At 68.0% G+C, this 24318-nt stretch carries 24 protein-coding genes; 9 read left to right on the forward strand and 15 right to left on the reverse strand.

Annotated features, from left to right (window positions below; all coding sequences use genetic code 11):
* Window positions 1-56: 56 nt before the first annotated feature.
* Window positions 57-191, forward strand: coding sequence for a hypothetical protein (locus WS96_RS34565; protein ID WP_006767081.1), 135 nt, complete (start codon window positions 57-59; stop codon window positions 189-191).
* Between the two features lie 168 nt (window positions 192-359).
* Here the strand turns inward: WS96_RS34565 and WS96_RS21425 are convergent, their stop codons facing one another.
* The 8 genes from WS96_RS21425 to WS96_RS21460 form a co-directional block, all read right to left on the reverse strand.
* Complete coding sequence (locus WS96_RS21425) at window positions 360-1547, reverse strand: YncE family protein (RefSeq protein ID WP_059835201.1); 1188 nt, start codon at window positions 1545-1547, stop codon at window positions 360-362.
* Window positions 1548-1670: 123 nt separating this feature from the next.
* Window positions 1671-3173: a M81 family metallopeptidase gene (locus WS96_RS21430; protein ID WP_059835203.1), complete on the reverse strand. Its 1503-nt coding sequence runs from the start codon at window positions 3171-3173 to the stop codon at window positions 1671-1673.
* On the reverse strand, window positions 3170-4459 hold the full coding sequence (locus WS96_RS21435; RefSeq protein WP_059835331.1) for a Zn-dependent hydrolase: 1290 nt from the start codon (window positions 4457-4459) through the stop codon (window positions 3170-3172). Before WS96_RS21435 ends, WS96_RS21430 begins: the two co-directional genes overlap by 4 nt.
* Window positions 4460-4493: 34 nt before the next feature.
* Window positions 4494-5195 carry an ABC transporter ATP-binding protein gene (locus WS96_RS21440; protein WP_059781892.1) on the reverse strand — a complete coding sequence of 234 codons (702 nt, stop codon included), beginning with the start codon at window positions 5193-5195 and terminating at the stop codon, window positions 4494-4496.
* Complete coding sequence (locus WS96_RS21445; RefSeq protein ID WP_059835205.1) at window positions 5192-5959, reverse strand: ABC transporter ATP-binding protein; 768 nt, start codon at window positions 5957-5959, stop codon at window positions 5192-5194. Before WS96_RS21445 ends, WS96_RS21440 begins: the two co-directional genes overlap by 4 nt.
* Window positions 5956-6999: a branched-chain amino acid ABC transporter permease gene (locus tag WS96_RS21450; RefSeq protein ID WP_034208918.1), complete on the reverse strand. Its 1044-nt coding sequence runs from the start codon at window positions 6997-6999 to the stop codon at window positions 5956-5958. Before WS96_RS21450 ends, WS96_RS21445 begins: the two co-directional genes overlap by 4 nt.
* Window positions 6996-7856: a branched-chain amino acid ABC transporter permease gene (locus WS96_RS21455; protein ID WP_059835207.1), complete on the reverse strand. Its 861-nt coding sequence runs from the start codon at window positions 7854-7856 to the stop codon at window positions 6996-6998. The genes WS96_RS21450 and WS96_RS21455 overlap by 4 nt, the downstream gene beginning before the upstream one ends.
* A 69-nt stretch (window positions 7857-7925) precedes the next feature.
* On the reverse strand, window positions 7926-9134 hold the full coding sequence (locus tag WS96_RS21460; protein ID WP_059835209.1) for an ABC transporter substrate-binding protein: 1209 nt from the start codon (window positions 9132-9134) through the stop codon (window positions 7926-7928).
* Window position 9135: 1 nt separating this feature from the next.
* On the opposite strand from WS96_RS21460, the gene WS96_RS21465 reads away from it, so the two are divergent.
* The gene (locus WS96_RS21465) at window positions 9136-9360 is read left to right on the forward strand and encodes a hypothetical protein (protein WP_059826847.1); all 225 of its coding nucleotides are present in this window, start codon (window positions 9136-9138) and stop codon (window positions 9358-9360) included.
* Window positions 9361-9362: 2 nt separating this feature from the next.
* Window positions 9363-10217, forward strand: coding sequence for a FadR/GntR family transcriptional regulator (locus tag WS96_RS21470; RefSeq protein WP_034208914.1), 855 nt, complete (start codon window positions 9363-9365; stop codon window positions 10215-10217).
* 59 nt (window positions 10218-10276) lie between these two features.
* Here the strand turns inward: WS96_RS21470 and WS96_RS21475 are convergent, their stop codons facing one another.
* From WS96_RS21475 to WS96_RS21485, 3 genes are read right to left on the reverse strand one after another with little or no spacing between them, the layout of a single operon-like run.
* Window positions 10277-11716 (reverse strand): aldehyde dehydrogenase family protein, encoded by a 1440-nt coding sequence (locus tag WS96_RS21475; protein WP_059835211.1) that lies wholly within the window; start codon window positions 11714-11716, stop codon window positions 10277-10279.
* 30 nt (window positions 11717-11746) lie between these two features.
* Complete coding sequence (locus WS96_RS21480; protein ID WP_059835213.1) at window positions 11747-13144, reverse strand: aspartate aminotransferase family protein; 1398 nt, start codon at window positions 13142-13144, stop codon at window positions 11747-11749.
* A 50-nt stretch (window positions 13145-13194) separates the two neighbouring features.
* A complete protein-coding gene (locus WS96_RS21485; protein WP_059835214.1) occupies window positions 13195-14583 on the reverse strand; it encodes an APC family permease in 1389 nt (462 codons plus the stop codon).
* A gap of 251 nt (window positions 14584-14834) precedes the next feature.
* Here WS96_RS21485 and WS96_RS21490 point away from each other — a divergent pair, with 251 nt between their 5' ends.
* On the forward strand, window positions 14835-15929 hold the full coding sequence (locus WS96_RS21490; RefSeq protein ID WP_059835216.1) for an AraC family transcriptional regulator: 1095 nt from the start codon (window positions 14835-14837) through the stop codon (window positions 15927-15929).
* Window positions 15930-16410: 481 nt separating this feature from the next.
* On the opposite strand, the gene WS96_RS21495 is transcribed toward WS96_RS21490, so the two are convergent.
* The gene (locus tag WS96_RS21495) at window positions 16411-16593 is read right to left on the reverse strand and encodes a hypothetical protein (RefSeq protein ID WP_059498731.1); all 183 of its coding nucleotides are present in this window, start codon (window positions 16591-16593) and stop codon (window positions 16411-16413) included.
* Between WS96_RS21495 and WS96_RS21500 the strand changes: the two genes are divergently transcribed.
* Genes WS96_RS21500 through WS96_RS21515 form a run of 4 tightly spaced genes read left to right on the forward strand, consistent with a single transcriptional unit; the run spans window position 16592 to window position 20052 of the window.
* The gene (locus WS96_RS21500) at window positions 16592-17308 is read left to right on the forward strand and encodes an ABC transporter permease (RefSeq protein WP_034208909.1); all 717 of its coding nucleotides are present in this window, start codon (window positions 16592-16594) and stop codon (window positions 17306-17308) included. The genes WS96_RS21495 and WS96_RS21500 overlap by 2 nt on opposite strands.
* Window positions 17305-18216 (forward strand): glycine betaine ABC transporter substrate-binding protein, encoded by a 912-nt coding sequence (locus WS96_RS21505; RefSeq protein WP_059835218.1) that lies wholly within the window; start codon window positions 17305-17307, stop codon window positions 18214-18216. Before WS96_RS21500 ends, WS96_RS21505 begins: the two co-directional genes overlap by 4 nt.
* Before the next feature lie 10 nt (window positions 18217-18226).
* Window positions 18227-18880 (forward strand): ABC transporter permease, encoded by a 654-nt coding sequence (locus WS96_RS21510; protein WP_034208907.1) that lies wholly within the window; start codon window positions 18227-18229, stop codon window positions 18878-18880.
* Entirely contained in the window at window positions 18877-20052 is a 1176-nt protein-coding gene (locus WS96_RS21515; protein ID WP_059835220.1) for an ABC transporter ATP-binding protein, read from the forward strand. The genes WS96_RS21510 and WS96_RS21515 overlap by 4 nt, the downstream gene beginning before the upstream one ends.
* A 365-nt stretch (window positions 20053-20417) precedes the next feature.
* On the opposite strand, the gene WS96_RS21520 is transcribed toward WS96_RS21515, so the two are convergent.
* Window positions 20418-20909 carry a sugar ABC transporter ATPase gene (locus WS96_RS21520; RefSeq protein ID WP_373557910.1) on the reverse strand — a complete coding sequence of 164 codons (492 nt, stop codon included), beginning with the start codon at window positions 20907-20909 and terminating at the stop codon, window positions 20418-20420.
* 248 nt (window positions 20910-21157) lie between these two features.
* On the opposite strand from WS96_RS21520, the gene WS96_RS21525 reads away from it, so the two are divergent.
* Window positions 21158-22138, forward strand: coding sequence for a bifunctional helix-turn-helix transcriptional regulator/GNAT family N-acetyltransferase (locus WS96_RS21525; protein WP_059835222.1), 981 nt, complete (start codon window positions 21158-21160; stop codon window positions 22136-22138).
* A gap of 182 nt (window positions 22139-22320) precedes the next feature.
* Here the strand turns inward: WS96_RS21525 and WS96_RS21530 are convergent, their stop codons facing one another.
* Complete coding sequence (locus tag WS96_RS21530; RefSeq protein WP_059835224.1) at window positions 22321-22926, reverse strand: hypothetical protein; 606 nt, start codon at window positions 22924-22926, stop codon at window positions 22321-22323.
* Window positions 22923-24170, reverse strand: a complete 1248-nt coding sequence (locus tag WS96_RS21535; protein WP_059835226.1) for an MFS transporter — start codon at window positions 24168-24170, stop codon at window positions 22923-22925. Before WS96_RS21535 ends, WS96_RS21530 begins: the two co-directional genes overlap by 4 nt.
* Window positions 24171-24318: the final 148 nt, after the last annotated feature.

Raw genomic sequence — 24318 nt, forward strand, 5'->3', positions numbered from 1 at the left:
AGCGGCGAACGCCGTGCGGCACACATTCACTTCATCCCGCATTCGAGGAACACACGATGGCCCGCATCGGCGCCTTCTGCATCACGACGTGGCTCGCCGCCGCGATTCTCTACTTCGGCCAGCACTCCGTCGCGATGATCGTGCTCAGCGGTGTCGTGGTATTCGGCGGGTTCGATCTGCTGCGTCCGTAACCGCGCGGCCTTGCAACCCAGTACGGCCGTACCGGGCGCTTCTTTCCACAGCATCTCGTACGCGGGCGCCGGCTTGCGCGATCGACAACGCTTCGCCGAGCCGCTCGATGATGTTTTCCGCCATCTCATGGCTGATCGACAAGCCCCGAACGGAGCCCGCCACGCGCGTCAGCGCGGCAACGTCCTCAACGAAGACGGCCCGCCCGTCAGCGCGATCCGCTTGCCCGTATCGCGCAGCTTGCCGCCCTCGACTGCATACAGCGCAAGCTGCCGTTCGACGTTGAACTGCACGATCACGTGCCGGCTGTCGGCGGTAAACACGATGCCCTGCGCGGCTTCGCCGCCCGGCGCTTCGCTCACCTTCACCGCCTGCCCGTCGCGGATTTCGAACAGCAGCACCTTGCCGAGCTTGTGGCGACCCGGGTTGTCGGCCGTGAGATTCGAGCCGTCCATCGCCTGCACGGCGATCCACTTGCCGTTCGGCGAAATCGCGACGCCTTCCGGCAGCGACGGCACCGTCAAATACTGGACCGTGCGAAACGGCACGCGCGATACGTCGATCAACGCGACCGAATCGGCGTCGCCCGCGAGCGTGCCGGCGTAACCCGGCAGCCCGGCGAGCCCGACGTTGCTGACGACGGCCCAGCGGTTGTCGCTCGACACGTCGATCGTGTACGGCGCAACGCCCGTGCTCAGGCGCGTGCCGCTGTCGGTTACCTTGCCGTCGTCGACGTTCAGCACCGCGATGCCCTGCTCGTCGCGCAGCGACACGAGCGCATGTTTGCCGTCGTGCGTGAAGCTGATCCCGGCCAACCGCTTCTTGCCGATTTTCAGGGTGCCGTCGAGCGTCACGTGCGTGCCGTCGATGCGCAGGATCGACACGCTGCCATCGACGTTGGCGACGAGCGCGAGCCGGCCCGAGCGGTCGATCGCGATCCCTTGCGGATGCGTGCCGAGCTCGACGCGCGTAATCGCGGGCGGCGCGGTGTCGAGATTCACGACCTGCAGGAACGTGTCGAACACGAGCTGCTTCGCGGCCGTGTCATAGCGCGTCGGCGCCCCGACGAGCGCGAGCTTCGCGTCGGGCGTGATCGCGACGGCCTGCGGCGGCCCCTGGATGCCGTTCTCGACGTCGACCTGCAGCGCGACCTTCGGCGGGAAGGTGCTCGCGTCGAGCAGCGTCAGCGTATCCGCGGGCGGGGACGGCAGATAGGTGTCGCGCCCCTCGACGCGCTGGTACTTGCCGTCGTTGCCGGACACGATCCAGTCGGCGGCGTGTACGGCAACGGCCGTCGTGGCGAGGGCCAGCGCGGCGAGCAGGCGCGCGCTGCGCGGGCGGAAGGGATTCGAATGCATGGCGGTCGGTTCTCCGGATCGGTTGCGGACGCAATGGATTGCCCGACCCTGCTGCCCGACGGGCCGGCGCCATCGCATGATGCCCGAAAGCGCGCGCGCCAGGCGTCTTGCGCCCGGTTTCCGTCAGCCCGTCGATCGTGCGTCCGGCTCCCACCGCTCGATGTCGTCGAGCGGATACACCGGTCGCGCGAGCCGCTCGTAGCGGAACAGTCCGAAGTCCGAGCCCGTCACGCCGCGACTGTCGCATTCGACCAGCGCGGACGAAATCGGCACGAACACCGGCCGGCAATACATCCGCGACTTCAGTAGCAGGAAGCGCGCCCGGCGCGGATCGACGCCGACGCTCTCGAACACGCCGAGATCCCACGGCTCCTGCGTGCGCTCGGTGACGACGAGCGTGGCCGTGCCGATGTCGAGCACCGCCGCGCGGCCCATGTACGCACGCTGCCCGGTATACGTCGGCCCCGTGATCACGTATTCGCCGTCGGTGATCGCGCGCACGATGCCCGTCGCGCGGAACGGTTCGCGCCGCACGCCGCCGTGCGACGGCAGCCGGTTGCCGACCGGCACCGTGACGGTGGCGCCGACGCCCGCGTCGATCAGCGCCGCGACGGCTTCGGGATCGCACAACGGCCCGCTGACGATCCCGTCGAGCCCGTGCGCGAGCGCGGCTTCGAGCAGGTCCATCGTGTCGCACGGCCCCCCCGACATGCAGTTGTCGCCGTGATCGAGCATCAGCACCGGGCGATCCGCGCCGCAGGCGAGCGCGGCGGCCTGCGCGACCGATTCGGCGAGCGGCGCGCTGCGATAGACGAATTCGTCGCGCGCGTCCCAGATCTGCCGCGCAATGCGTTCGGCCGCGGCGTCGGCGGCAGCGCGGTCGCCGTCGGCCACCACGACCACGCTGATGCACGGCGCGGGAATATCCGCGAGCGAGAAGCCGGGCAGGATCGATACCGCCAGCATTCCGTCCGCCTCGGCCGCGCACGCGGCCTCCACCGCGCGCCGCATCGCGCCTTCGGCGCTCGCGCTGCGCAGCGTCGACGTCATCAGCGGCGGCTGCCGCCACGCGAGCACGGGCCGCGCGCGGCCGTGAAGCCGGTCGAGCAGCAGCCGCGCCGCATGCTCGCCGGTCTCGTACATGTCGACGTGCGGATACGTCTTGAAACTGACGATCACGTCCGCGTGATCGATCATCTTCTGCGTGACGTTCGCGTGCAGATCGAGCGCGACTGCGATCGGCGCACCGGGCAGCGCCGCGCGCACGCGCGCGAGCAGGTCGCCCTCGCCGTCCACGCTCTGCTCGGCGACCATCGCGCCGTGCAGGTCGAGCATCACCGCATCGCAGCCGGGCGCGGCGGCGACGATCGCATCGCAGATCGCCGCATACGCATCGGCCGCGACCGGCCCGCTCGGGTTCGCGGCCGCCGACACGGGCGTCACGATATCGGCGCCTTCGCGCTCGGCCGCGTCGATGAACGCGGCCATCGCGGTGCGCATCCCGCGATTCGCGCGATACGCGTCGTCGCCCCAGTCGGGGCCGTTGCGGCCGAACGCGGCAAGCGGCGTCGGCACCGGCGAGAACGTGTTGGTCTCGTGGTTCATCCGGGCGATCAGGATCTTCATCGCGCATGGCCCTCCGCGATCCCGGCCGCGCCCAGCATCGCATGCAGCAGCACGTTGCAGCCGGCTTCCAGATGCACCGGATCGGCGTCTTCGATCTCGTTGTGGCTGATGCCGTCCTTGCACGGCACGAAGATCATCGCGGTCGGCGCCACGCGCGCGAGATACACCGCATCGTGCCCCGCGCCGCTGATCACGTTCATCGACGACAGCCCGAGTGCGTGCGCCCCGGCGCGGACCTGCCCGACCAGCGCCGGATCGAACGGCTGCGGCGGAAAATACACGACCGGCTCGATGTCGATCCGCATCCCGGCCGCCGCGCCCAGGTCGGCGCATGCCGCACGCAGTTGCGCATCCATCGCCGCCAGCGTCGCGTCGTCGGCCGCGCGCAGGTCGACGGTCAACGTCACGCGGCCGGGAATCACGTTGCGCGAATTCGGGTGCACGTCGATCCAGCCGACCGTGCCGCGTCCGTGCGGCGGATGCGCACGCGCGATGCCGTTCACCGCACGCACGAGATCGGCCGCGACCAGCAGCGCATCGCGGCGCAGTTCCATCGGCGTGGGGCCCGCATGCGCCTCCATGCCGTGTACGGTCACGTCGTACCAGCGCTGCCCGAGCGCGCCCTCGACCACGCCGATCGTCGTGTCGTGCGCCTCCAATACCGGCCCCTGCTCGATATGCGCTTCGAAATACGCGCCGACCGGATGCGCGCCGTGCCCGTCGTCCGCCCCGCCCGCATAGCCGATCGCGGCCAGCGCATCGCGCACCGGCACGCCATCGCGATCGCGTTGCGCGAGCGCATGCTCGAGCGTGAACGCGCCCGCGAACACGCCGGACCCCATCATCACCGGAACGAAGCGCGACCCTTCTTCGTTGGTCCAGACGGCCACCTCGAGCGGCGCGCGCGTGCGCACCCCGGCGTCATCGAGCGTACGCAGCACCTCGAGGCCGGCCAGCACGCCGTAGTTGCCGTCGAACTTGCCGCCGGTCGGCTGCGTGTCGATATGGCTGCCCGTCGCCACGGGCGGCAGGTCGTCCCGTTCGCCCGCACGCCGCGCAAAGATATTGCCGATCGCATCGACGCGCACGGTGCAACCGATTTCCTTGGCCCAGGCGACGAACAAGTCGCGTGCCTGGCGATCGAGGTCCGTGAGCGCGAGACGGCACACACCGCCCTTGTCGGTCGCACCGATGCGCGCGAGGCGCATCAGGCTGTCCCACAGCCGCGCGCCATCGACGCGCAAGCCGGACGCCGCGACGCCCGGAGTCACATCCTGTACTTGCATCGTTGCCATTCCTCGCATTGAAAGGGCCGGGCGCTCATGCGACACCGACGCCCAGATAGCGGTCCTTCACGTCGTGATCGGCCGCGAATGCCGCGTTGCTGCCTTCGTAGACGATCACGCCCTGTTCGATCACGAAGTGGCGGTCCGCGAGCTGCGTGCACACTTCGAGGTTCTGTTCGACGAGCAGGATCGCGACGCCGGCCGCCTTGATCTGCTTCAACTGCGCGACGATTTCCTCGACGATCACCGGGGCGAGCCCCTCGACCGGCTCGTCGAGCATCAGCAGCCGCGGATGATTCATCAGCGCGCGGCCGATCGCGAGCATCTGCTGCTCGCCACCCGACAACTGAGCGCCGCCGTTGCGGCGACGCTCCTTCAGGCGCGGAAAGATCCGGTAGATGTCGTCGAGCTGCCACGGCGAATCGCGACGCGCGCCGAGCCGCAGGTTTTCCTCGACCGACAGCAGCCGGAAAATCCCCCGATGCTCGGGCACGAAGCACAGGCCGCGCGCGGCGATCCGGTGCGCCGGCTGCCCGGACACCGGCCGGCCCGCGAACGTCACCGTGCCGCCGGTCGGCGCGACGACGCCCGCGATCGTCTTGAGCGTCGTCGACTTGCCCGCGCCGTTGCGGCCGAGCAGCGTCACCGTCTCCCCTTCGCTCACGTTCAGCGAAATGCCCTGCAGCACATGGCTCTTGCCGTAGCAGGCGTGCACCTCCTTCACGTCGAGCATCATGCGCGGCCTCCCGTGATCATGTTGCCGAGATAGGCGCTGCGCACGCGCGCGTCGCCGCGAATCGCGTCGGGTTGGCCTTCGACCAGCACGCGCCCTTGCTGCATCACCGTGATCGTGTCCGAGATGTCCATCACGATGCCCATGTTGTGTTCGATCAGCACGACCGTGTAGTCGTCGCGCAGGCCGCGGATCAGCGTCTTCATGTCGTCGAGATCGTCGATGCCCATGCCCGACGTCGGCTCGTCGAGAAAGATCGCGCGCGGTCGTGCCGCCAGCGCCATCCCGACCTCCAATCGGCGCTGCTGGCCATGCGACAGCACACCGGACGCCGTGTCGGCGAAGCGCTGCAGGCCGAGCCGCTCGAGTACGTCGTCGATGATGCCGTCGTGCGCGAGCGCGCCGCGCGGCGGCGCCCACGGATTGAGCGCCCGGCGCGATTCGACGCCCTGCGCGGCGACGCGCAGGTTCTCGCGCACGCTCAGGTTCGGAAACAGGCTCGTCACCTGGAACGAGCGGGCGATGCCGCGCCGCACGCGCTTGTGATCGGGTTCGTGCGACACGTCGTGACCGTCGAACAGGATCGAGCCCGACGTGATCGGCAGCGTGCCGGTCAGCGTATGGAACAACGTCGTCTTGCCCGCGCCGTTCGGGCCGATCACCGAATGCACGGTGCGCGGCATGATGCGCAGATCGACGCCGCCCAGCGCCGTGAACTTGCCGTAGCGCTTGACGATGCCGCGCGCTTCGAGAATCGCTTCGCTCATTGCCGCTCCTTGTCCGTGGCCGCCGTGCGATCGCTACGCCGCAGCGACGCCACGATGCGTTCGCCCAGCCCCCACAACCCGCGCTGCATGAACAGGCTGACCGCGATCAGCACGAGGCCGAGCAGCAGCAGCCACCGAGGCCACAGCGTCGATAGCCAGTCCGCGAACAGTACGTAGAACGCCGCGCCGAGCACCGACGCGAACAGGTTGCCCGTGCCGCCGATCACCGTCATCACGAGGATCATCTCGCTCGTGTGATAGTCGATGTTCGACAGCGGCGCGATGCCCGTCATCAGCGCGTGCAGCGCCCCCGCCAGGCCCGTGACCGCGCCCGAGATCACGAACGCCGCGAGCTTGAAGCGTTTCACGTCGTAGCCGGCCGCCGCCGCGCGCGCCTCGTTGTCGCGAATCGCCAGCAGCGTGCGGCCGAACACCGAGCGCGACACGCGCAGCAGCAGCCAGAACACCGCGACGAACAGCACCGCGACGAAGCCGTAGTAACGCCACGGCGAATCGAGCGAGACGAGCGGATGGCCGAACGCGGACAGCGCGGGGCGCGGGATGTCGAGCAGCCCGTTGTCGCCGCCCGTCACATCCGGCGTCGTATACGCGAGGAAATAGAACAGTTGCCCGAACGCGAGCGTCAGCATCACGAAATACGTGCCGCGCTGCCGGATCGAGAACCAGCCGACGAGCGCGGCCGCGATCGCGCCGAGCACCGCGGCCGCGACCAGCGCGGCCGTCACGGACGCGACGCCGCGCGTCAGCACCAGCCCCGCCGCGTAACTGCCGAGCCCGAAGAAGATGCCCTGCCCGAACGACAGCAGCCCCGTGTAGCCGAGCAGCAGGTTGCAGCCGAGCGCGGCGAGCGCGAACACCAGTACTTCGGTCGCGAGCGAGCCCGAACTCAACACGAGCGGCAACACGCACGCGGCCACCACCGCGAGCCAGCCTTCCGGCCGCTGCAGCACGCCGCGCCACGGTTGCGGGCGTTGCGACGCCGCCGCGCCCGGCGGCAGCGGTTTCGACGATTCGATCATGCGGCCCTCCCCAGCAAACCGTTCGGACGCAGCAGCAGCACGGCCGCCATCGCGACATAGATCATCAGCCGCGCGCCTTCCGGCCACAGCGTGCTCATCAGGCTCTGCACGATGCCGACCAGCAGCCCGCCGACGAGCGCGCCGAGAAAATTCCCCATCCCGCCGACGACGACCACGACGAACGCGACGCCGAGCGCCTCGATGCCCATGAACGGATCGACGCCGCGGATCGGTGCGGCGAGCACGCCGGCCAGCGCCGCGGTCGCCGCGCCGAGCGCGAACACGAGGCTGAACACGCGCGTCACGTTGATGCCGAGCAGCGACACCATCTCCGTCGACTCGCTGCCCGCGCGCACCGTGCTGCCGAGCCGCGTGCCTTCGAGCACCCACCACAGCAGCGCGGCGAGCACGGCCGTGAACCCGATCACGAACAGCCGGTATTTCGGGTAGACGAAGCCGCCCCAGATCACGACGCCGTTCAGCGCGTCGGGCGGCGGCACGTTGTCGCCGAGCGGCCCCCACGCGAGGATCGCGCACTCCTGCAGCACGAGCGCGAGCCCCACCGTCGCGAGGATGTGGAATTCATGCTGCTGCGCGTACACGTGGCGCAGCACGAGCTTTTCGACGCCCCACGCGAACGCGCCGACCACGAGCGGCACGACCGCGAGCGCGACCCAGAAATTCGCCGACCATTGCAGCGCCTGGTAGCAGAGATACGCACCGAGCAGATAGAACGCGCCGTGAGCGAAATTCACGAAGCGCAGCAGGCCGAACACGATCGACAGGCCGACGGCGAGCAGGAAATACAGCATGCCCACGCCGATGCCGTTGACGATCTGCAGCAGATAGACGTTCATGGCTTCCGTGTCGGAAAGGAGGTAACGGACGCCCGCGGCGCGCGATGCGCCGCGAACGCATGCACGGCGTCACGCGAGCTTGCAGCCCGTCTTGTCGAGCGGCAGGAACGACTGGCCCGAGCTGACGATGTCGGCGTAGTCGTCCGCGTTCTTCATCCGGCCCTTCGGCTTGCCTTTCAGCAGGTAGTAATTCTTCAGCACCTGGTGGTCGCCCTTGCGGATTTCCTCGGGCCCCGTCAGGCCGTCGTACTTCAACCCTTCCATCGCGGCGACGACTTTCTTCGGATCGGCGCTGCCGGCCTTCACCATCGCGTCGATCAGGATCTTCGAGCAGATGTACGAACCCGCGAGGCTGTAGTTCGGGTTCGCGTTGAACGCGGCGTTCGCGCGTTTCACCAGATCGCGGTTCAGCGGCGAATCGATGCCGTGCCAGTACTGCGCGCCGAAATACACGCCGTCGCAGATGTCCGGACCGAGCGCCTCGAACTGCTCGAGGCCCGATGCCCACGCGAGCAGGATCGTGCAGTTGCGCTTCATCCCGAAGCTGACGGCCTGGCGCAACGTGTCGGACGATTGCGAGCCGAAGTTCAGGATCAGCAGCACGTCCGGCTGCGCAGCGGCCGCATTCGTCAGGTAGCCGCTGAACTCCTTCTCGGCGAGCGAGTGGTAGCTGTTGCCCACATGCTCGATGCCCTTCTCCTTGAAGATCGCCTTCGCGGCCGACAGCAGGCCGTCGCCGAACACGTATTGCGGCGTGATCGTGTACCAGCGCTTCGCCTTCGGCAGCATCTGGATCAACGGGCGGACCGTCTGCTCGATCGCGCCGAAGGTCGGCACCGACCAGCGGAAGGTCGCCGCGTTGCAATCCTTGCCGGTGATCTCGTCCGCGCCGGCCGTCGTGATGAACACGCCGCCCGCCTTCTGGACTTCCTTGCCCATCGCCAGCGATTCGGACGACAGGATGCCGCCCGCGAAGAAACGCACGCCCTTCTGTTGCGCGATCTCCTGCACGCGCCGCACGGCGGTCGCGGGCTTGCCCTCGGTGTCGAGCGCCGTATAGGCGAGCGGCGCGCCGAGCACCTTGCCGTATTGCTTGACGGCCAACTGCATGCCGAGATCGGCGTACTTGCCATTGGCGGCGAACGGGCCGGACATCGGCACCGGGCAGGCGAGCTGGATGGGCGAGCCCTGCGCGAACGCGACACGGGACGACATGCTGCCGAGCGCGCCCGGCACGGCCGACAGCGCGGCCAGTTTCAACAGTTCTCGGCGATTCAAGTTGACGCTCCTCATGATGGGGGACACACGCGATACGACCGACTGCCAAACCGTGCCCACGCCCCTGCCGGATGCGCGCCGCCGGTTGATCCTATTTATCATGATAAATAGGATCAACCTGATGCTAGAGTTGATCAAAATTGGTGTCAATCAGGCAAAATTCCGTACCCGCGCGGGGCCGATCGTCGACGATGACGCGGCGCGCGGTCAGACAAAGGAGTCGTGAAGATGGTCATGGACCGAGCCAGGGCGGGCCTCGCGGTCGAAATCAAGCAGCCGAAGCGGGCCGACCTCGTCGCCGAGGAGATCAAGCGGCTGATCACCGAGAAGGACCTGAAGCCGGGCGACCGCCTGCCGCGCGAAGCCGAGCTGCAGCAGTTGTATGCGGTGAGCAAGAGCACGATCCGGGAAGCGCTGAAGTCGCTCGAGGTGCAGGGGCTCATCAAGGTCACGACGGGGCCGTCGGGCGGCGGGATGGTCGTCGAGGTGCCGCTCGACCGCACGCTTCAGCTTCTGCAGAACTATCTGTTCTTCAAGGACGTGACGATCGACGACATCTATACGGTGCGCAAGCTGCTCGAACCCGAGCTGGCCGCCGGCGCAGTGCCGCACCTGACCGAGCGCGACTTCGCGGCGCTGGAAGCGAACATCGCGTGCTGCGACGGCGCGTCGGGCGTGCACGATCGCGGTCACATGCTGCGTCAGCGGCAGGAGGACACGACGTTCCACGACATCCTCGCGGCCGCGAATCCGAATCCGTTCCTGCGCTTCAGTTGCGAACTGATCAACGAGATGATCCGGCAGTTGATCGAGTTCCGGAACGATACGCCGCTCGTCGAGCACAAGCGTTTCGGCGAAGCGAACGTGTCGATCCACAAGGCGATCCTGCAGGCCGCGCGCGAGCGCGACACCGAGCGCGTCCGCGCGCTGATGGTCGAGCACATGACCGAGGCGCCGAAGCATGTGAAGCGGATGAAAGGGAAGCTGCGCGGGCGGTTGATTCTCGATTCCGAGATCCGCAGGCGGGCCGCCGCTTCCGTTTCGGGATTCGATGCGGCCGCAACGGATCCGGAAGAACGCTGAGCGGCGGCACACGCGGAACGGATGCACTCGCCCCGCGATTCATCCGGGCGCTCAGGTCGTCATCGCGCGTCGCCTTCCGTATACCCGGTCGTCCCCTTCGTTTCCAGATACTCGACGAGGCCGAACTCCGCATACTCGCGGCCGTTCCCCGAGCGCTTGTAGCCGCCGAACGGCGCGGCCGGGTTCCATGCCGGGTAGTTGATGTGGACGTTGCCGACGCGCAAGCGCGCCGCGACCCGCCGCGCGCGTTCGAGGTCCTTCGACTGCACGTAGGCCGCGAGCCCGTAGACCGAATCGTTCGCGAGCGCGACGGCCTCGTCCTCGGTCCGGTAGGTCATGATCGACAACACCGGCCCGAAGATTTCCTCGGTTGCGATCGCCATGCCCGGCGCGACGTTCGAAAACACCGTCGGCCGCACGTAGAACCCGTCCGCGAGCCCCTCCGGCCGGCCGGGACCGCCGGCGACGAGCGTCGCACCCTCTTCGATCCCGAGGCGGATGAAATGCTGGATACGATCGAACTGCGTGCGGCTGATCACCGGCCCGATGCCGGTTTCCGTCGAACGCGGATCGCCGACGACCGTGCGTTCCGCTTCCCGGCGCGCCGCCTGCTCGGCCCGCGCCAGATGATCGACGTGCACCAGCATGCGCGTCGGCGCGTTGCACGACTGGCCGCTGTTGCTGAAGCAACTGCGCACGCCGCGCGTGACGGCATCGTCGATGTCCGCGTCGGGCAGGATCAGGTTCGGACTCTTGCTGCCGAGTTCCTGGTGCACGCGCTTCACGGTATCGGCGGCCGCCTTCGCGACCTCGACGCCCGCGCGTGTCGAGCCCGTGAACGACACCATGTCGACGTCCGGATGCCGCGACAGCGCGTCGCCCACTTCATGTCCGTAGCCGTGCACGAGGTTGAACACGCCGGGCGGCACGCCGGCTTCATGCAGGATCTCCGCGAACAGGATCGCGCTGAACGGCGCGATCTCGCTCGGCTTGAGCACCATCGTGCAACCGGCCGCGAGCGCCGGCGCGACCTTGCACACGATCTGGTTGATCGGCCAGTTCCACGGCGTGATCAGCGCGCATACGCCGATCGGCTCGTGCGACACCAGCAGCGAACCGGTCTGCGTGTTGAAGCGGAACGACTGCAGCGCGCGGATCGTCTGTTCGAGATGCGCGGTGCCGACCGCAGCCTGCATCGCGCGCGCGAACGCGATCGGCGCACCCATCTCCTGGCTGATCGTCTGCGCGACTTCTTCGTAGCGGCGCTGGTAGATCTCGAGCACGCGCTTCAGCAGCGCGACGCGCTCGTCCACCGACCAGCGCGAATAGGTATCGAAGGCCTGCTTCGCCGCACCAACCGCGCGATCGACATCGGCCGCATCGCCGATCGCAAGCTGTGCATACGGTCGCGCGGTGGCCGGATCGATCACGTCGATCGATCGCGCATCGGCTGGATCGCGCCACTGGCCGTCGATATAGGACTGTTGTGACGTTCGCATCGAATACTCCTGAAAGGAAGGATGTCGCGCTCAGCGCGTCGCCCGTGCATAGGTATCGACGAGGATGTCGCGGATCTGCGCGACGAACCACACGATCTCGTCGCGCGACATCACGAGCGGCGGCGAAAACTGCACGATCGGCGTGCCTTCGTGATCGACACCCGCGCGGCACAGCAGCCCCGCGTCGAAGATCGCCGGCGCGAGCATCGTCGACACGAACGCCTGCGCGCCGATGCCGGCCGCCCAGCGGCGCGCGGCCTTGTCGGTCACGAGTTCGAGCGAGTAGTGATAGCCGTCGCCGCGCACGTCGCCCACGCACGGCAGCTCCAGCAGCTCGTCGAGCGTCCGGCGAAACACTGCTTCGTTGTCGCGAACGTTCGCGAGCACGCCTTCGCGCTCCATGATCGCGAGGTTCGCGAGCGCGGCCGTGCATGCGACCGGATGGCCGCCGTAGGTCGCGCCGTGCAGGAACATCTGCTGCGGCCCGTCGAGCACCGTGTCGACGACCGCATCGCTCGCGATCACGCCGCCGAGCGGTACGTAGCCCGACGCGATGCCTTTCGCGAACGTGATGATGTCCGGCTTCAGCCCGTAGCGCGCCGACCCGAAGTACTCGCCGAGCCGCCCGAACCCGCAGATCACCTCGTCGGCCACGAGCAGCACGCCGTGCCGGTCGCAGATGTCGCGCAGCCCGGCCGCGTAGCCGGCCGGCGGCGTCAGGCTGCCGCCCGCGTTCTGCAACGGCTCGACGACGATCGCGGCGACCGTGTCCGGCCCTTCCTGCACGATCAGCGATTCGATCTCGTCGAGCAGATGGCGCGTGAACTGCGCTTCCGTCTCGCCGGCCGGGCGGCCGTAGCGCTTCGTGTTGCCCACGTGCCGCACGCCCGACATCAGCGGCTCGAAATGCTTGCGGAAATTCGTCATCCCGTTCAACGCGAGCGCGCCGAACGACGTGCCGTGATACGCGACGCGCCGCGCGATGAACTTGCGCCGCTGCGGCTCGCCGCGCGACTGGTGATACTGGCGCACCAGCTTGATCGCCGATTCGTTCGACTCCGAGCCGCTCGACGTGAAGAACACGCGGTTCAGGCCCTCGGGCGCGAGCGCCGCGAGCTGCTGCGCAAGCCGGATCGCCGGTTCGTGGCCGACGCCCCAGTTGGTCGCGAACGGCAGCCGCACCATCTGCTCGCGGATCGCATCGCCGATCTCCGCGCCGTGGCTGTAGCCGACCTGCACGCAATAGAGCCCGGCCAGCCCGTCGAAATAGCGCTTGCCGTTGCGGTCGACGAGCCAGCAGCCTTCGCCGCGCTCGAACACGGTCAGCGCGTTCTCGCGGTATGCATCGGCATGCGTGAAGTGCATCAGCAGATGGCGCTTGCCGAGCGCCTGCAGGTCCGCATCGAGATTGACGTCAACAGCGTTCATGGATCACTCCTCCTTCAGGGTTTCAAAACCGGCATCGCGCAGCCGGTCATTCAATTCATCGACAGCGTCGGCGCCGGCCGCGTGAAGCCGCGCGTCAGCCAGACGAGCTGGCAGAGCCCGAGCGCGAGCCAGCCGATGCCGACGTAGAACGTCTGGCGCGACAGCCCCGACCAGAGCCACACGCTCATCGCGAAGCCGATCGCCGGCATCAGGCCATACGCGATCCAGCCCGCTGCATGGCGATGCTCGGGCCGGCCCAGATAGCTGCGCATCACGCACAGGTTCACGATCGCGAACGCGACGAGCGCGCCGAAACTGATCATCGTCGACGCGAGATCGAGCGTGATGAACAGCGCGGACAGCGACACGACGCCGACCGCGAGCGTCGCGCGCACCGGCGTGCGCAACCGCGCATGCACATGGCCGAACACGCATTCGGGCAGCACGCGGTCGCGGCCCATCGCGAACAGCACGCGCGTCACGCTCGCCTGCCCGGCCATCGCGCTCGCGAAGCAGCCGGCCACGTACACCGCGACGAAGAACGCCGACAGCGTGCGGCCGCCGACCCGCCGCATCAGTTCGAGGCTCGCCGAATCGAGATCCTTGAACGCGTGCCAGTCGGGAAACACCAGTTGACCGACATATGCAATCAGCATGAACAGCAGGCCGCTTACGAGGGTGCAGAGCAGGATGGCGCGCGGCACCGTGCGCCGCGGCTCGCGCGTTTCCTCCGACAGCGTGGTGACCGCATCGAAGCCGAGGAACGACAGGCACAGGATCGCGGAGCCGGCGAAGATCGCGCGCGCATCGCCGGACGACGGCAACGCGACGGCCATCGACAGCCCTTCGCCCGCCGCGACGCGCGCCGACGCGATGACGAACACCGCGATGAACACGAGCTGGCTGGCGATCAGAATCAGGTTCACACGATTGACGAGCCGGATGCCGACGATGTTCAGCCCGGTGATCAGCGCGATGCTGCCGACGATCCACACGCTGGCCGGCACCGTCGGAAAGATCTGCTTCATGTAGATGCCGATCGCGAGGTAGCTGATCATCGGGATGAACAGGTAGTCCATCAGCAATGCCCAGCCGACCATGAAGCCGGCCGACGTGCCGAAGTTGCGGCTCGCGAACGTATAGGCCGACCCGGCGCTCGGCATCAGCCGCGCCATGTGGCCGTAGCTGCGCGCGGTGAACAGCATCGCGATGAGCGTGATCGCATACGCGGCCGTCAGATGCCCGTTCGTCTCGCTCGTGACGAGGCCGTAGGTCGTGAACACCGTCATCGGCAGCATGTACGCGAGGCCGAAGATCACCAGCGTCGAGAGGCCGAGCAGGTGCGGCCTGCGTGCGTCGGTGTCGCCGCGCGGCGCGCATGTTCCGAACGCGTGCGTCGCGGCGGCTGATGCGGTTCGACCTGGCCTGTCGTTGTCCATGCTGTCCTCACGTGGGTGGCGTCCATGACTTCAACACGCGTGCGGCCGGCGCGGCCGGCGGAGCACGACTGGAAGAAAGTGTGGTGCGCCAAAAAATCGACGACGAATGAGAAAAGCGGACGTAATCGAGGGATATTTCCGGACACGCGGTCGGGCATCGTGCCGTGCCGCCCTGCATGCTGCTGTGCGGCACTGGCGTTTCGCGGACATTCCGGCTATGTTCGGTGCGACCCCGTCACCGCATCGGCACCATGAACAGTCGTTCCCAACGAAACCAGAGCCGGGCCGAACGCAGCCTGCGTTCGGCGCTCGGCCTCGCGCGCCCGGCCGGACGCCAGGAGGACATTCCCGCCACGGTTCACGCGATCGCGGTCGCGCTGGACGAGTGCCGCGTGCGGCACATCGACGGCGCCGCGCTGCTCGAAGGCACCGGCCTCGGCGCGGACGAAGTCGCATCGCCGAACCTGCACGTGAATCGCGGCCAGGAGCAACGTTGCTTTCGCAACCTGTTGCGCTGCAGCGGCGTGCCGTCGATCGGGCTGTCGATCGGCGCGCGGCTGCATGTGTCGACGCTGGGTCTCGCCGGCTACGCGATGCTGATCAGCGGCTCCGTGATGCAGGCGTTCCGCTGCATGGGCCAGTTTCCGCTGTTCATGGGGCTGTATTTCGACGTGCGCATCGACGCGCATGCCGGCGGCATGAGCGTGACCATCGGCCGCTACAACGGCGAGCCCGATCTCGAGGTGTTCCAGGCCGACATGTGCCTGGCGAGCCTGCGCCTGATCGTGTCCGATCTCGTCGGCAAGCCGGTGTGGCCCGAGCAGGTGCAGCTCGCGCGCCGCACGCCGCGCAATGCGGCCGACTACGCGCGCCACTTCGGCTGCCCGGTCGTCTTCAATGCGGCCGACAACCGGCTGGTGTTCACGTCGGTGAACGGCACCGAAGCGCCGCGCCTGGCGAACGAAGTCAGCTTCAATGCGCTGCACGGCCAGTGCGAGGTGCTCGAACGGCAGTGGGCCGCATCGGTCGGCACGCGTTTCGCCGATCGCGCGAAGGAGCTGATGGCGCGCGACCTCGCGCGTTTCAAGTCGATGACGGCGCTCGCCAGTGCGCTGCACCTGACCGAACGCACGCTGCGCAGGCGGCTCGACAAGGACGGCATCACGTTCCAGTCGCTGCTCGACGACGTGCGTCGCGACGAAGCCGTGCGGTTGCTCGACGATCAAGCGTTGACCGTCGCCGCGATCGCCGAGCGGCTCGGCTACAGCGAGCCGCGCAGCTTTCGTCACGCGTACCGGCGCTGGACCGGCAAGACGCCACGGTCGGCGTCGGATGTCGACGCATAACCCGATGCGCTACCGCTTCGCCCGGCTTTCGAGGATTCGGCATCACGCTTCGGTGAACGCACGGCCGGCCGCAGCGACGAGCCCGGCATCGCGCGATAACGATTTCACGAAGCGAAACCGCTCGCGCATCGCGCGTCGCGATGCAGGTTTCGCCCACTGATTCGTTCTTCGAATCAATTTACATGCACGTCGCGCCACCCTATCGCACGACCGGCGACACATCGCCGCGATCGTTCCCCACGGTAGACGCAATTATTTGATTGCTCTATACTCGCCTCAACTTCATCACAAAACGCATGATCTCGTGCGCAACGTGATGTCATTTCGCACTTCGTTGCGCATGCATCCGTTTCGCCACGTCAAAGGGGCCACCGGCCCCAGCGGTCGGCATCGAGCCGCCCGCATCCATGCCGCCCTCACAAGGCGGCGCCCTGCTCGAACGCGCCTCGCCGTTACGGCGCCGCCGGGCTGAACCTGACAATCAGACGAACGCGTCGTCGCGTTCACCCGACCGCCAGCCGCACCTCGGTGCAGCCGGCAGCACTGTTTCCGTCAGTTCAATCGCGGCCATGCCGGGATCACGAACTTCCATCGCGACGCCATTCGGCGTCATCGCGGCGTGCGCGTGCGCGCGCCGCACCGGATTGAGGAGGCGTATCTTCATGACTCGACGCACTGTCCAGTTGGTGGGCAGCCTGGTGGCAATCATCGCAGCGGGATGGGCATTGGCGCGCGGCATCGGCGCCGACACGTTCCATCAGCGCTCGGACGATCTCGCCTACTACGCGGGCCAGCACATGCTGCTGGTCGCCTATTCGATGACACTGGCCATCGCCGTCGGCGTGCCGGCCGGCGTGCTGCTGAGCCGGCCGCGATTCCGGCATCAGGCCGAGCGTTTCATGCAGGTCTTCAACATCGGCAACACGATCCCGTCGCTCGCCGTGCTGGCCATCGCGCTCGGCATCTTCGGCATCGGCGACGTGCCCGCGATCGTCGCGCTGTTCCTCGCGTCGCTCCTGCCCGTCACGCGCAATGCGTACGAAGGCATGAAGAACGTGCCGGCCGCGCTGCGCGAAGCCGCCAAGGGTATCGGCATGACCGGCTGGCAGTCGCTGGTTCGCGTGGAACTGCCCCACGCGCTGCCGATCATCGTCGGCGGCGTGCGCACCGCGCTCGCGATCAACGTCGGGACGGCGCCGCTCGCGTATCTGATCGGCGCGGACAGTCTCGGCTCTCTGATCTTCCCGGGCATCTACCTCGACAACCAGCCGCTGCTGCTGCTCGGCGCGTCGCTCACCGCAATCCTCGCACTGGTGCTGGACGGCGTCGTCGCGGCCGGCAGCCGTCACTGGCTCGCACGCCACGGAGGTGCCGCATGACGCTTCGACGCATCCTTCGATCGCTCGCGCGCCTGGGCGTCGCCGGCGCGCTGTGCGTCGCGGCCGGCACCCCGGCATTCGCCGCGAAGCTCGTGCTGGGCGCGAAGAACTTCACCGAGCAATACGTGCTGGCGGAACTCACGTCGCAATACCTGCGCTCGCGCGGCTACGACGTCGAAGTCCGCGCCGGCCTCGGCAGTACGCTCGCACGCAGCGCGCTGGAGAACGGCCAGTTCGACCTGATGTGGGATTACACGGGCACCGCCGCGCTCGTCTACAACAAGATCCAGGACAAGCTGTCGCCCGACGAAATGTACCGGCGCGTCAAGGCGCTCGACGTGCCGCGCGGGCTCATGTGGCTCGATGCGTCGCCGCTCAACGACACCTACGCGATCGGCCTGCCGAGCCGGCTCGCGCAGGCTACCGGCATCCGGACGGTGTCGCAGCTCGCCGAGCACCTGAAGCACGATCCGGCCGCGAAGCATTACGTATTCGGCATGGACGCGGAATTCGCGAACCGTCCCGACGGCCTGAAGCCGCTGCTCGCCGCCTACGGCATGCAGTTCGGCCGCGCCCAACTGAAACAGATGGATCCGGGGCTCGTCTATACGGCCCTGCACAACGACCAGTTGCAGATCGGCCTCGTCTACACGACCGACGGACGCGTGAAGGGCTTCGGCATCGTGCCGCTCGAGGACGACAGGCACTTCTTCCCGCCGTACAACGCGACGCCCGTGGTCCGCAAGGGCACGCTGGAGCGCAATCCGAAGCTCGCGACGCAACTCAACGCGCTGTCGGCCGTGCTCGACAACGACGCGATGCAGGCGATGGCCAAGGCGGTCGATCTCGACGGCCGATCGCCGCGCGACGTCGCCGATGCGTTCCTGCGCGCCCACCCGCTACCTTGAAGGAGGACCGATGAGCGTATTCGACTATCTCGCTTCGAGCTGGCCCGAGCTGCTGCAGCTCACGCTGCAGCACGTATGGCTCGTCGCGATCGCCGTGGGCTGCGCGATCGTCGCCGGCGTACCGCTCGGTATCCTGATCAATCGTCACGACTGGCTCGCGGGGCCGCTGCTCGGCCTCGCCACGCTCGTGCTCACGTTGCCGTCCATCGCGCTGTTCGGCCTGATGATCCCGTTCTTCTCGCGCTTCGGCCAGGGCATCGGCGCCGCGCCCGCGATCACCGCCGTGTTCCTCTACTCGCTGCTGCCGATCATGCGCAACACCTACCTCGCCTTGCACAACGTGGATGCGGGGATCAAGGAAGCCGGCACCGGCATCGGCATGACGTCGTGGCAGCGCCTGCGTCTCGTCGACTTGCCGCTGGCGGTGCCCGTGATTCTCGCGGGCGTGCGCACCGCCGTCGTGATGAACATCGGCGTGATGACGATCGCCGCCGTGATCGGCGCGGGCGGCCTCGGCACGCTGATCCTGCGTGCGATCGGGCAGAGCAGCATGATGAAACTGCTGGTGGGCGCGGTGCTCGTGAGCCTGCTCGCGATCGTCGCCGACCGGCTGCTGCAGATGCTGCAACGTGCATTGACACCGAAGGGAGTGCAGAAGACATGATCGAACTCGACAAACTGACCAAGACTTTCACGCGCAAGGATGGCCAGGCCGTGCGCGCGGTCGACTCCGTGAGCCTGTCGGTGCCCGAAGGGGAAATCTGCGTGTTCCTCGGCCCGTCGGGCTGCGGCAAGACCACCACGCTCAAGATGATCAACCGGCTGATCGCCGCGACGTCGGGCCGCGTGCTCATCAACGGCGAGGATACGGCGCAACTGGACGAAGTCGACCTGCGGCGCCACATCGGCTACGTGATCCAGCAGATCGGGCTGTTCCCGAACATGACGATCGAGGAGAACATCACCGTCGTGCCGCGCCTGCTCGGCTGGGACAAGAAGCGCTGCGCCGAACGCGCGCGCGACCTGATGTCGATGGTCGCGCTCGATCCGAAGCTGTACCTGAAACGCTATCCGCGCGAGCTGTCGGGCGGGCAGCAGCAGCGCATCGGCGTGATTCGCGCGCTGGCCGCCGATCCGCCCGTGCTGCTGATGGACGAGCCGTTCGGTGCGGTCGATCCGATCAATCGCGAATCGATCCAGAACGAGTTCTTCCAGATGCAGCGGCAACTGAACAAGACCGTGATCATGGTGAGCCACGACATCGACGAAGCGATCAAGCTGGGCGATCGCATCGCCGTGTTCCGGCGCGGCCAGCTCGTTCAGTACGATCACCCCGACACGCTGCTCGCCCGCCCGCGCGACGAGTTCGTCGCGCAGTTCGTCGGTCAGGACAGCACGCTCAAGCGCCTGCTGCTCGTGAAGGCCGGCGACGCCGCCACGCAGCCCGAAACGGCGCGCGTCGATACGCCGCTCGCGCACGCGCTGGCGGTGATGGACGAAACCGACTGCCGCTACCTGACCGTGCTCGACGATGCGGGCCGGGCGCTCGGTTACGTGACGCGCCGCGCGGCACGCACCGACGGCGGCGTGTGCGGCGAACGCGTGACGCCGTTCCCGGCCGGCGTCGCGGCGGACGACAACCTGCGCATCGTGCTGTCGAAGATGTACCAGTACAGCATGTCGTGGATGCCGGTGCTCGACGCCGACGGGGCGTGGCTCGGCGAGATCACGCAGGATTCGATCGCCGCATACCTGAGCTCGGGCCGGTCGCGCCGGCAAACCGGCCAGCCGCCGGGCAGTCCGGCCGACGCGGCGGCCACGGTCGCCACGTCCTGAGTCGCGCCCGGGCCGGCGCTGCGTCGCACCGGCCTCGGGAAACGAACCGAGTCGATGCCGCCCCGTTGCAGAAAAGGACGGTCGTATTCGTTCGGATCGTGCAATCGAAAATCTGTAGCCCGAAACGAATCGCGAATTGAATTGAATCGACACCGGCGATCGGCTGTCGTACGGCCCGACGCCGCCGCGCAAACCGAGCGAACTGCGCGAGCCGTGCTGCCGTGCGTCGATGCGGCGTGGGTCGTGCGCAAAGTGCGGCTCAGCGACGGCCGGCTGACGCAGGTCGAACAGGCGCGCATTGGCAAGTTGAAGGCGCCGGCGCGCCGATCGGGAAACCCCATGGCGGCGCGCCGAACCGGCAAACGTCAGCGCAGCGGCGCGCGGATCTTTCCGTCGACCTTCAACGTGCGCCGCTCGCGCGCGGCCTCGTATTCGACCGTCTGCGCGGGCGTGACCGCGCCGTAGGATCGTCCGTTCACATAGACGACCCCGTCGCGCAACTCGACCCGGTCGCCGTCGACGACCGCGGTGGCCCGGTCGCCCTGCAACACCGCGCCCGAACAGCCGGCGCTCGAGAAGCTGCGGACCGACGCGCCCGGCATCGCGACGTTCCCGCCACCGCGATCCGCCGCATGCGCGGCGCTGCACGGCGGCGCATCCATGGTGCCGGCCGCGTGGAGCGGCGGCGCCGCGATGCTGCCCCCGGCAAGCAACGCGATCATCGTCGGCAACAGCTTGTTCATGGTGATCTCCATAGTCCGCGGTCGTCGATCGACGATCGGCCGGCGATCCTGCCCGCAGATCGACCGGTCCGCCCAGTATGCGGCCGCTTCTCCATGCCCGGCCATCCGCTTCAATACCAGTCGCGCCCCGCCCCGGTTCGCCCCCCGCGCCTCGTCCGGTTGACCGTCGATCGCACGGAAGCACCACCCCCGAAACACCGGCGCGCCCCGCCCCGGTTCGCCCCCCGCGCCTCGTCCGGTTGACCGTCGACCGCACGGAAGCACCGCCCCCGAAACACCGGCGCGCCCTCAAAATCCGCCTTGCCAAGGTTGCGACCCGCAACTATTATTGATTGCGATACGCAACCTTTCAGGAGCCGTTCATGGACCTCATCGACGCGCCGGCCAAGCCGCGCGACGCGACCATCCTCGAGCTGCGCGACTTCTCGCGCAAACTGGTGCGCGAGCTCGGCTTCATGCGGGCGACGCTGGCCGACAGCGACTGGGCGCCGTCGGCCGTGCACGCGATCCTCGAGATCGGGATGGCGCCCGGCATCAACGCGAAGGATCTCGGCGCCATCCTGCGGCTCGACAAATCGAACACGAGCCGGCAACTCGCGCGGCTCGAAGCGGCCGGGGTCGTGGAGCGGCGCGTGTCGAGCGAGGATGCGCGTGCGATCGAGCTGTACCTGACCGCCGAAGGCAAAAAGCTCCGGAAACGAATCGACACGTTCGCGACCGACCAGGTGTCGAATGCGCTGCGCCGCATGATGCCGGCCGACCAGCAGGCGCTGCTGCGTTCGCTCGCGCTGTATGCCGATGCGCTCGCCCAGGACAACGCGGCCAGGGCGCCCGTCGCGCCCGCCGACACGCCGTCGATTCGCGAGGGCTATCAGCCGGGCTGCATCGGCGACATCGCCAGCCTGCATGCACGCTTCTACGCGGAACACTGGGGTTTCGGCGCCTTCTTCGAACAACGCGTGGCGACCGAGCTGGCCGCGTTCGCGGGCGCGCTGCCGGCCGACGGCAAGGCGCTGTGGTTGTGCCAGGAAGACGGTCGCACGCTCGCGTCGCTCGCGATCGACGGCGACCCGGCGACGGGCGTCGCGCACCTGCGCTGGTTCATCGTCAACGACGCGTTGCGCGGCTCGGGCGTCGGACGCCAGTTGATGACGCTGGCGATGCGCTTCGTCGACGATCACCGGTTTCGCGAGACTTATCTGTGCACCTTCAAGGGGCTCGATGCCGCGCGCCATCTGTACGAGTCGTTCGGCTTTGCGCTGACGAGCGAGTGCCCGGGTACGCAGTGGGGAACCGAGGTAGTCGAGCAGCGCTTCAGCCGGCCCGGGCCGGCTGGAGATTGAGCTCGGCGGCCAGCCGTCGCGTCGCCTGTCGCCGTCGTTCCCGCACCGCGTGACCGGGTTCGATCCGCGACTCGCCGGAACAACCGGAAACATCCATGCAGCGATTTACCCGACGGGGCCGCCCGGCAGCCGGTCGCCGCATACGCGCATCCCGACGAAAGCAATCGCGTCGATCCCGTGAACTACCGGCCTGCTTGCGCCTGCTCCACTGCGAACGTATCGCCGACGAACCGGATCACGTCGTCGAGAGACGACGTGCACACTGCGTCCGCGGCAAGCTCGCGAAACGCACCGTCCGGCCCGAAGCAGACGAGCGGCTTGCGCCAGCGCTGCGCGAGCGCGATCTCCTCCGCCGTCCCGTGCCCGCCGGGCAGCGCGACGATCAGGTCGCTGCTCAGCACGTTCACGTAGTTGCGGTTGATCGTGTGCGGGGCCGCGCCCGGTTCGCGGCGCGGCAGCGGCGTGAGGACCGGAATGTCGACGAACGGATGCGGATAGCCGTCGAGCGGCACGAAGCCCGCGACCGGATCGGCCTGCGTCGGCAGGATCCCGATCGATCGGCCGGCCCGGCCGGGCACGCCGGCGAACGCGCGCGCGACCGCCAGCATCACGCCCTGCCCGCCGCCCGTCAGCAGGTTGAACCCGGCCTGCGCGAGCCACACGCCGAGCGGCTCCGAAAACGCGAGCCACGGCTCCTTGCCCGAGCCCATCACGCCGATCGTCCTGTTGTGTCGTTGCATCGTGGTTTCCGGTGAAATCGTGGCGGCGCGTGCGCGCACCGCGCTCATTCGAGCTCGACGCCCTTGAGCTCGGGAATCAGGAACAGCGTCGCGACCATGTCGAGCACGTAGAGGCCGGCGAGCAGCGCGATGGCCGTCTGGAACGAGTAGTGCGCGGCGAGCGCGCCGACCGCGACCGGACCGAAGCCGCCGACCGCGCGGCCGATGTTCCACAGCACGTTCTGCGCGGTCGCGCGTGCGGCCGTCGGATAGCCTTCCGACATCAGCGTCCCGTAGCCGCCCACCATCCCGTTGACGAACATGCCCATCAGCGCGCCGGCCCACAGCATCGCCGTCGGGTCCGACAGCCGCGCATACGCGACGACCGTCACGACCGAGCCGAGCTGATACAGCAGAAACGTCGGCTTGCGGCCGATGCGGTCGGCCAGTTGGCCGAACACCCAGACGCCGATCATCATCCCGACGACGGTCGCCGCCGTCCACAGCCCCGATTTCGTCAGCGAGAAACCCATCTGCTTCGACAGGAAAGTCGGCAGCCAGATCATGATTCCGTAGTAGCCGAAATTCTGGACCGAACACAGGATCGCGATGCCGAGGCTCGTGCGCGCGGTGCGGCCGTCGGCGACGAGCATGCGGAACGCGTTGGGCTTCGGCTGCGTCGCGCGCTGCACGAACGCTTCCGGCTCGTGCAGCTTGTTGCGCATCGCCCAGGCGAGCAGCGCGGGCAGCACGCCGACCACGAACATGCCGCGCCAGCCGATGTGCAGCAGCAGAAACGGCGTCAGCAGCGCGGCCAGCAGCACGCCGGCCTGCCATCCCAGCGCGACGTAGCACGACACGCGGGCGCGCTTGTTTGCCGGCCACGCTTCGGCCGCGAGCGCCATGCCGATCCCGAACTCGCCGCCGAGGCCGATGCCCGCGATGGTGCGATAGACGAGCAGATCCTGGAAGCCTTGCGCGAATGCGCACAGGCCGGTGAAGATCGCGAACAGCAGGATCGTCCAGGTCAGCACGCGCACGCGCCCGTAGCGGTCGCTCAGCGCGCCGAACACGATGCCGCCCGCGACCGCGCCGATCAGCGTCCACGTGACCAGCGCGCCGGCCTGCCCGGGCGTCAGGTGCAGCGCCGCCGTGATCGCCGGCAGCATGAAGCCGAGGATCAGCAGGTCGAAGCCGTCCATTGCATAGCCGATCGCCGACCCGGCCAGCGCTTTCCACGCGTACGCGCCGACCCGCTCCACGCGCGGGGCCGACGGGCCGCCGAGCGTCGAAGATTTCATGTTTGCTGCCATGGTGTCCTGCCACGAATGTCCGGCGACATTCTAAGGCCTGTGCCCGCGAACGACGGAGGCGACGCGTCGTGCCCGCGCTGGCCGGACGGCTGGCGGGAAAACGGCGGAAAATGCGTGGAAAGAGAAAGGAAAAACGTGGATCCAGTGC

It is taken from the genome of Burkholderia sp. MSMB1835, from assembly GCF_001526365.1.
Lineage (GTDB): Bacteria > Pseudomonadota > Gammaproteobacteria > Burkholderiales > Burkholderiaceae > Burkholderia.

What these genes read in the sequence shown, in the direction of transcription:
- WS96_RS21445 (WP_059835205.1), bottom strand. Translation starts at nt 5,959, where the DNA reads ATGAGCGAAGCGATTCTCGAAGCGCGCGGCATCGTCAAGCGCTACGGC.
- WS96_RS21500 (WP_034208909.1), top strand. Translation starts at nt 16,592, where the DNA reads ATGACTCGACGCACTGTCCAGTTGGTGGGCAGCCTGGTGGCAATCATC.
- WS96_RS21475 (WP_059835211.1), bottom strand. Translation starts at nt 11,716, where the DNA reads ATGCGAACGTCACAACAGTCCTATATCGACGGCCAGTGGCGCGATCCA.
- WS96_RS21455 (WP_059835207.1), bottom strand. Translation starts at nt 7,856, where the DNA reads ATGAACGTCTATCTGCTGCAGATCGTCAACGGCATCGGCGTGGGCATG.
- WS96_RS34565 (WP_006767081.1), top strand. Translation starts at nt 57, where the DNA reads ATGGCCCGCATCGGCGCCTTCTGCATCACGACGTGGCTCGCCGCCGCG.
- WS96_RS21510 (WP_034208907.1), top strand. Translation starts at nt 18,227, where the DNA reads ATGAGCGTATTCGACTATCTCGCTTCGAGCTGGCCCGAGCTGCTGCAG.
- WS96_RS21530 (WP_059835224.1), bottom strand. Translation starts at nt 22,926, where the DNA reads ATGAGCGCGGTGCGCGCACGCGCCGCCACGATTTCACCGGAAACCACG.
- WS96_RS21505 (WP_059835218.1), top strand. Translation starts at nt 17,305, where the DNA reads ATGACGCTTCGACGCATCCTTCGATCGCTCGCGCGCCTGGGCGTCGCC.
- WS96_RS21490 (WP_059835216.1), top strand. Translation starts at nt 14,835, where the DNA reads ATGAACAGTCGTTCCCAACGAAACCAGAGCCGGGCCGAACGCAGCCTG.
- WS96_RS21435 (WP_059835331.1), bottom strand. Translation starts at nt 4,459, where the DNA reads ATGCAAGTACAGGATGTGACTCCGGGCGTCGCGGCGTCCGGCTTGCGC.
- WS96_RS21440 (WP_059781892.1), bottom strand. Translation starts at nt 5,195, where the DNA reads ATGATGCTCGACGTGAAGGAGGTGCACGCCTGCTACGGCAAGAGCCAT.
- WS96_RS21485 (WP_059835214.1), bottom strand. Translation starts at nt 14,583, where the DNA reads ATGGACAACGACAGGCCAGGTCGAACCGCATCAGCCGCCGCGACGCAC.
- WS96_RS21515 (WP_059835220.1), top strand. Translation starts at nt 18,877, where the DNA reads ATGATCGAACTCGACAAACTGACCAAGACTTTCACGCGCAAGGATGGC.
- WS96_RS21535 (WP_059835226.1), bottom strand. Translation starts at nt 24,170, where the DNA reads ATGGCAGCAAACATGAAATCTTCGACGCTCGGCGGCCCGTCGGCCCCG.
- WS96_RS21525 (WP_059835222.1), top strand. Translation starts at nt 21,158, where the DNA reads ATGGACCTCATCGACGCGCCGGCCAAGCCGCGCGACGCGACCATCCTC.
- WS96_RS21470 (WP_034208914.1), top strand. Translation starts at nt 9,363, where the DNA reads ATGGTCATGGACCGAGCCAGGGCGGGCCTCGCGGTCGAAATCAAGCAG.
- WS96_RS21430 (WP_059835203.1), bottom strand. Translation starts at nt 3,173, where the DNA reads ATGAAGATCCTGATCGCCCGGATGAACCACGAGACCAACACGTTCTCG.
- WS96_RS21450 (WP_034208918.1), bottom strand. Translation starts at nt 6,999, where the DNA reads ATGATCGAATCGTCGAAACCGCTGCCGCCGGGCGCGGCGGCGTCGCAA.
- WS96_RS21480 (WP_059835213.1), bottom strand. Translation starts at nt 13,144, where the DNA reads ATGAACGCTGTTGACGTCAATCTCGATGCGGACCTGCAGGCGCTCGGC.
- WS96_RS21495 (WP_059498731.1), bottom strand. Translation starts at nt 16,593, where the DNA reads ATGAAGATACGCCTCCTCAATCCGGTGCGGCGCGCGCACGCGCACGCC.
- WS96_RS21425 (WP_059835201.1), bottom strand. Translation starts at nt 1,547, where the DNA reads ATGCATTCGAATCCCTTCCGCCCGCGCAGCGCGCGCCTGCTCGCCGCG.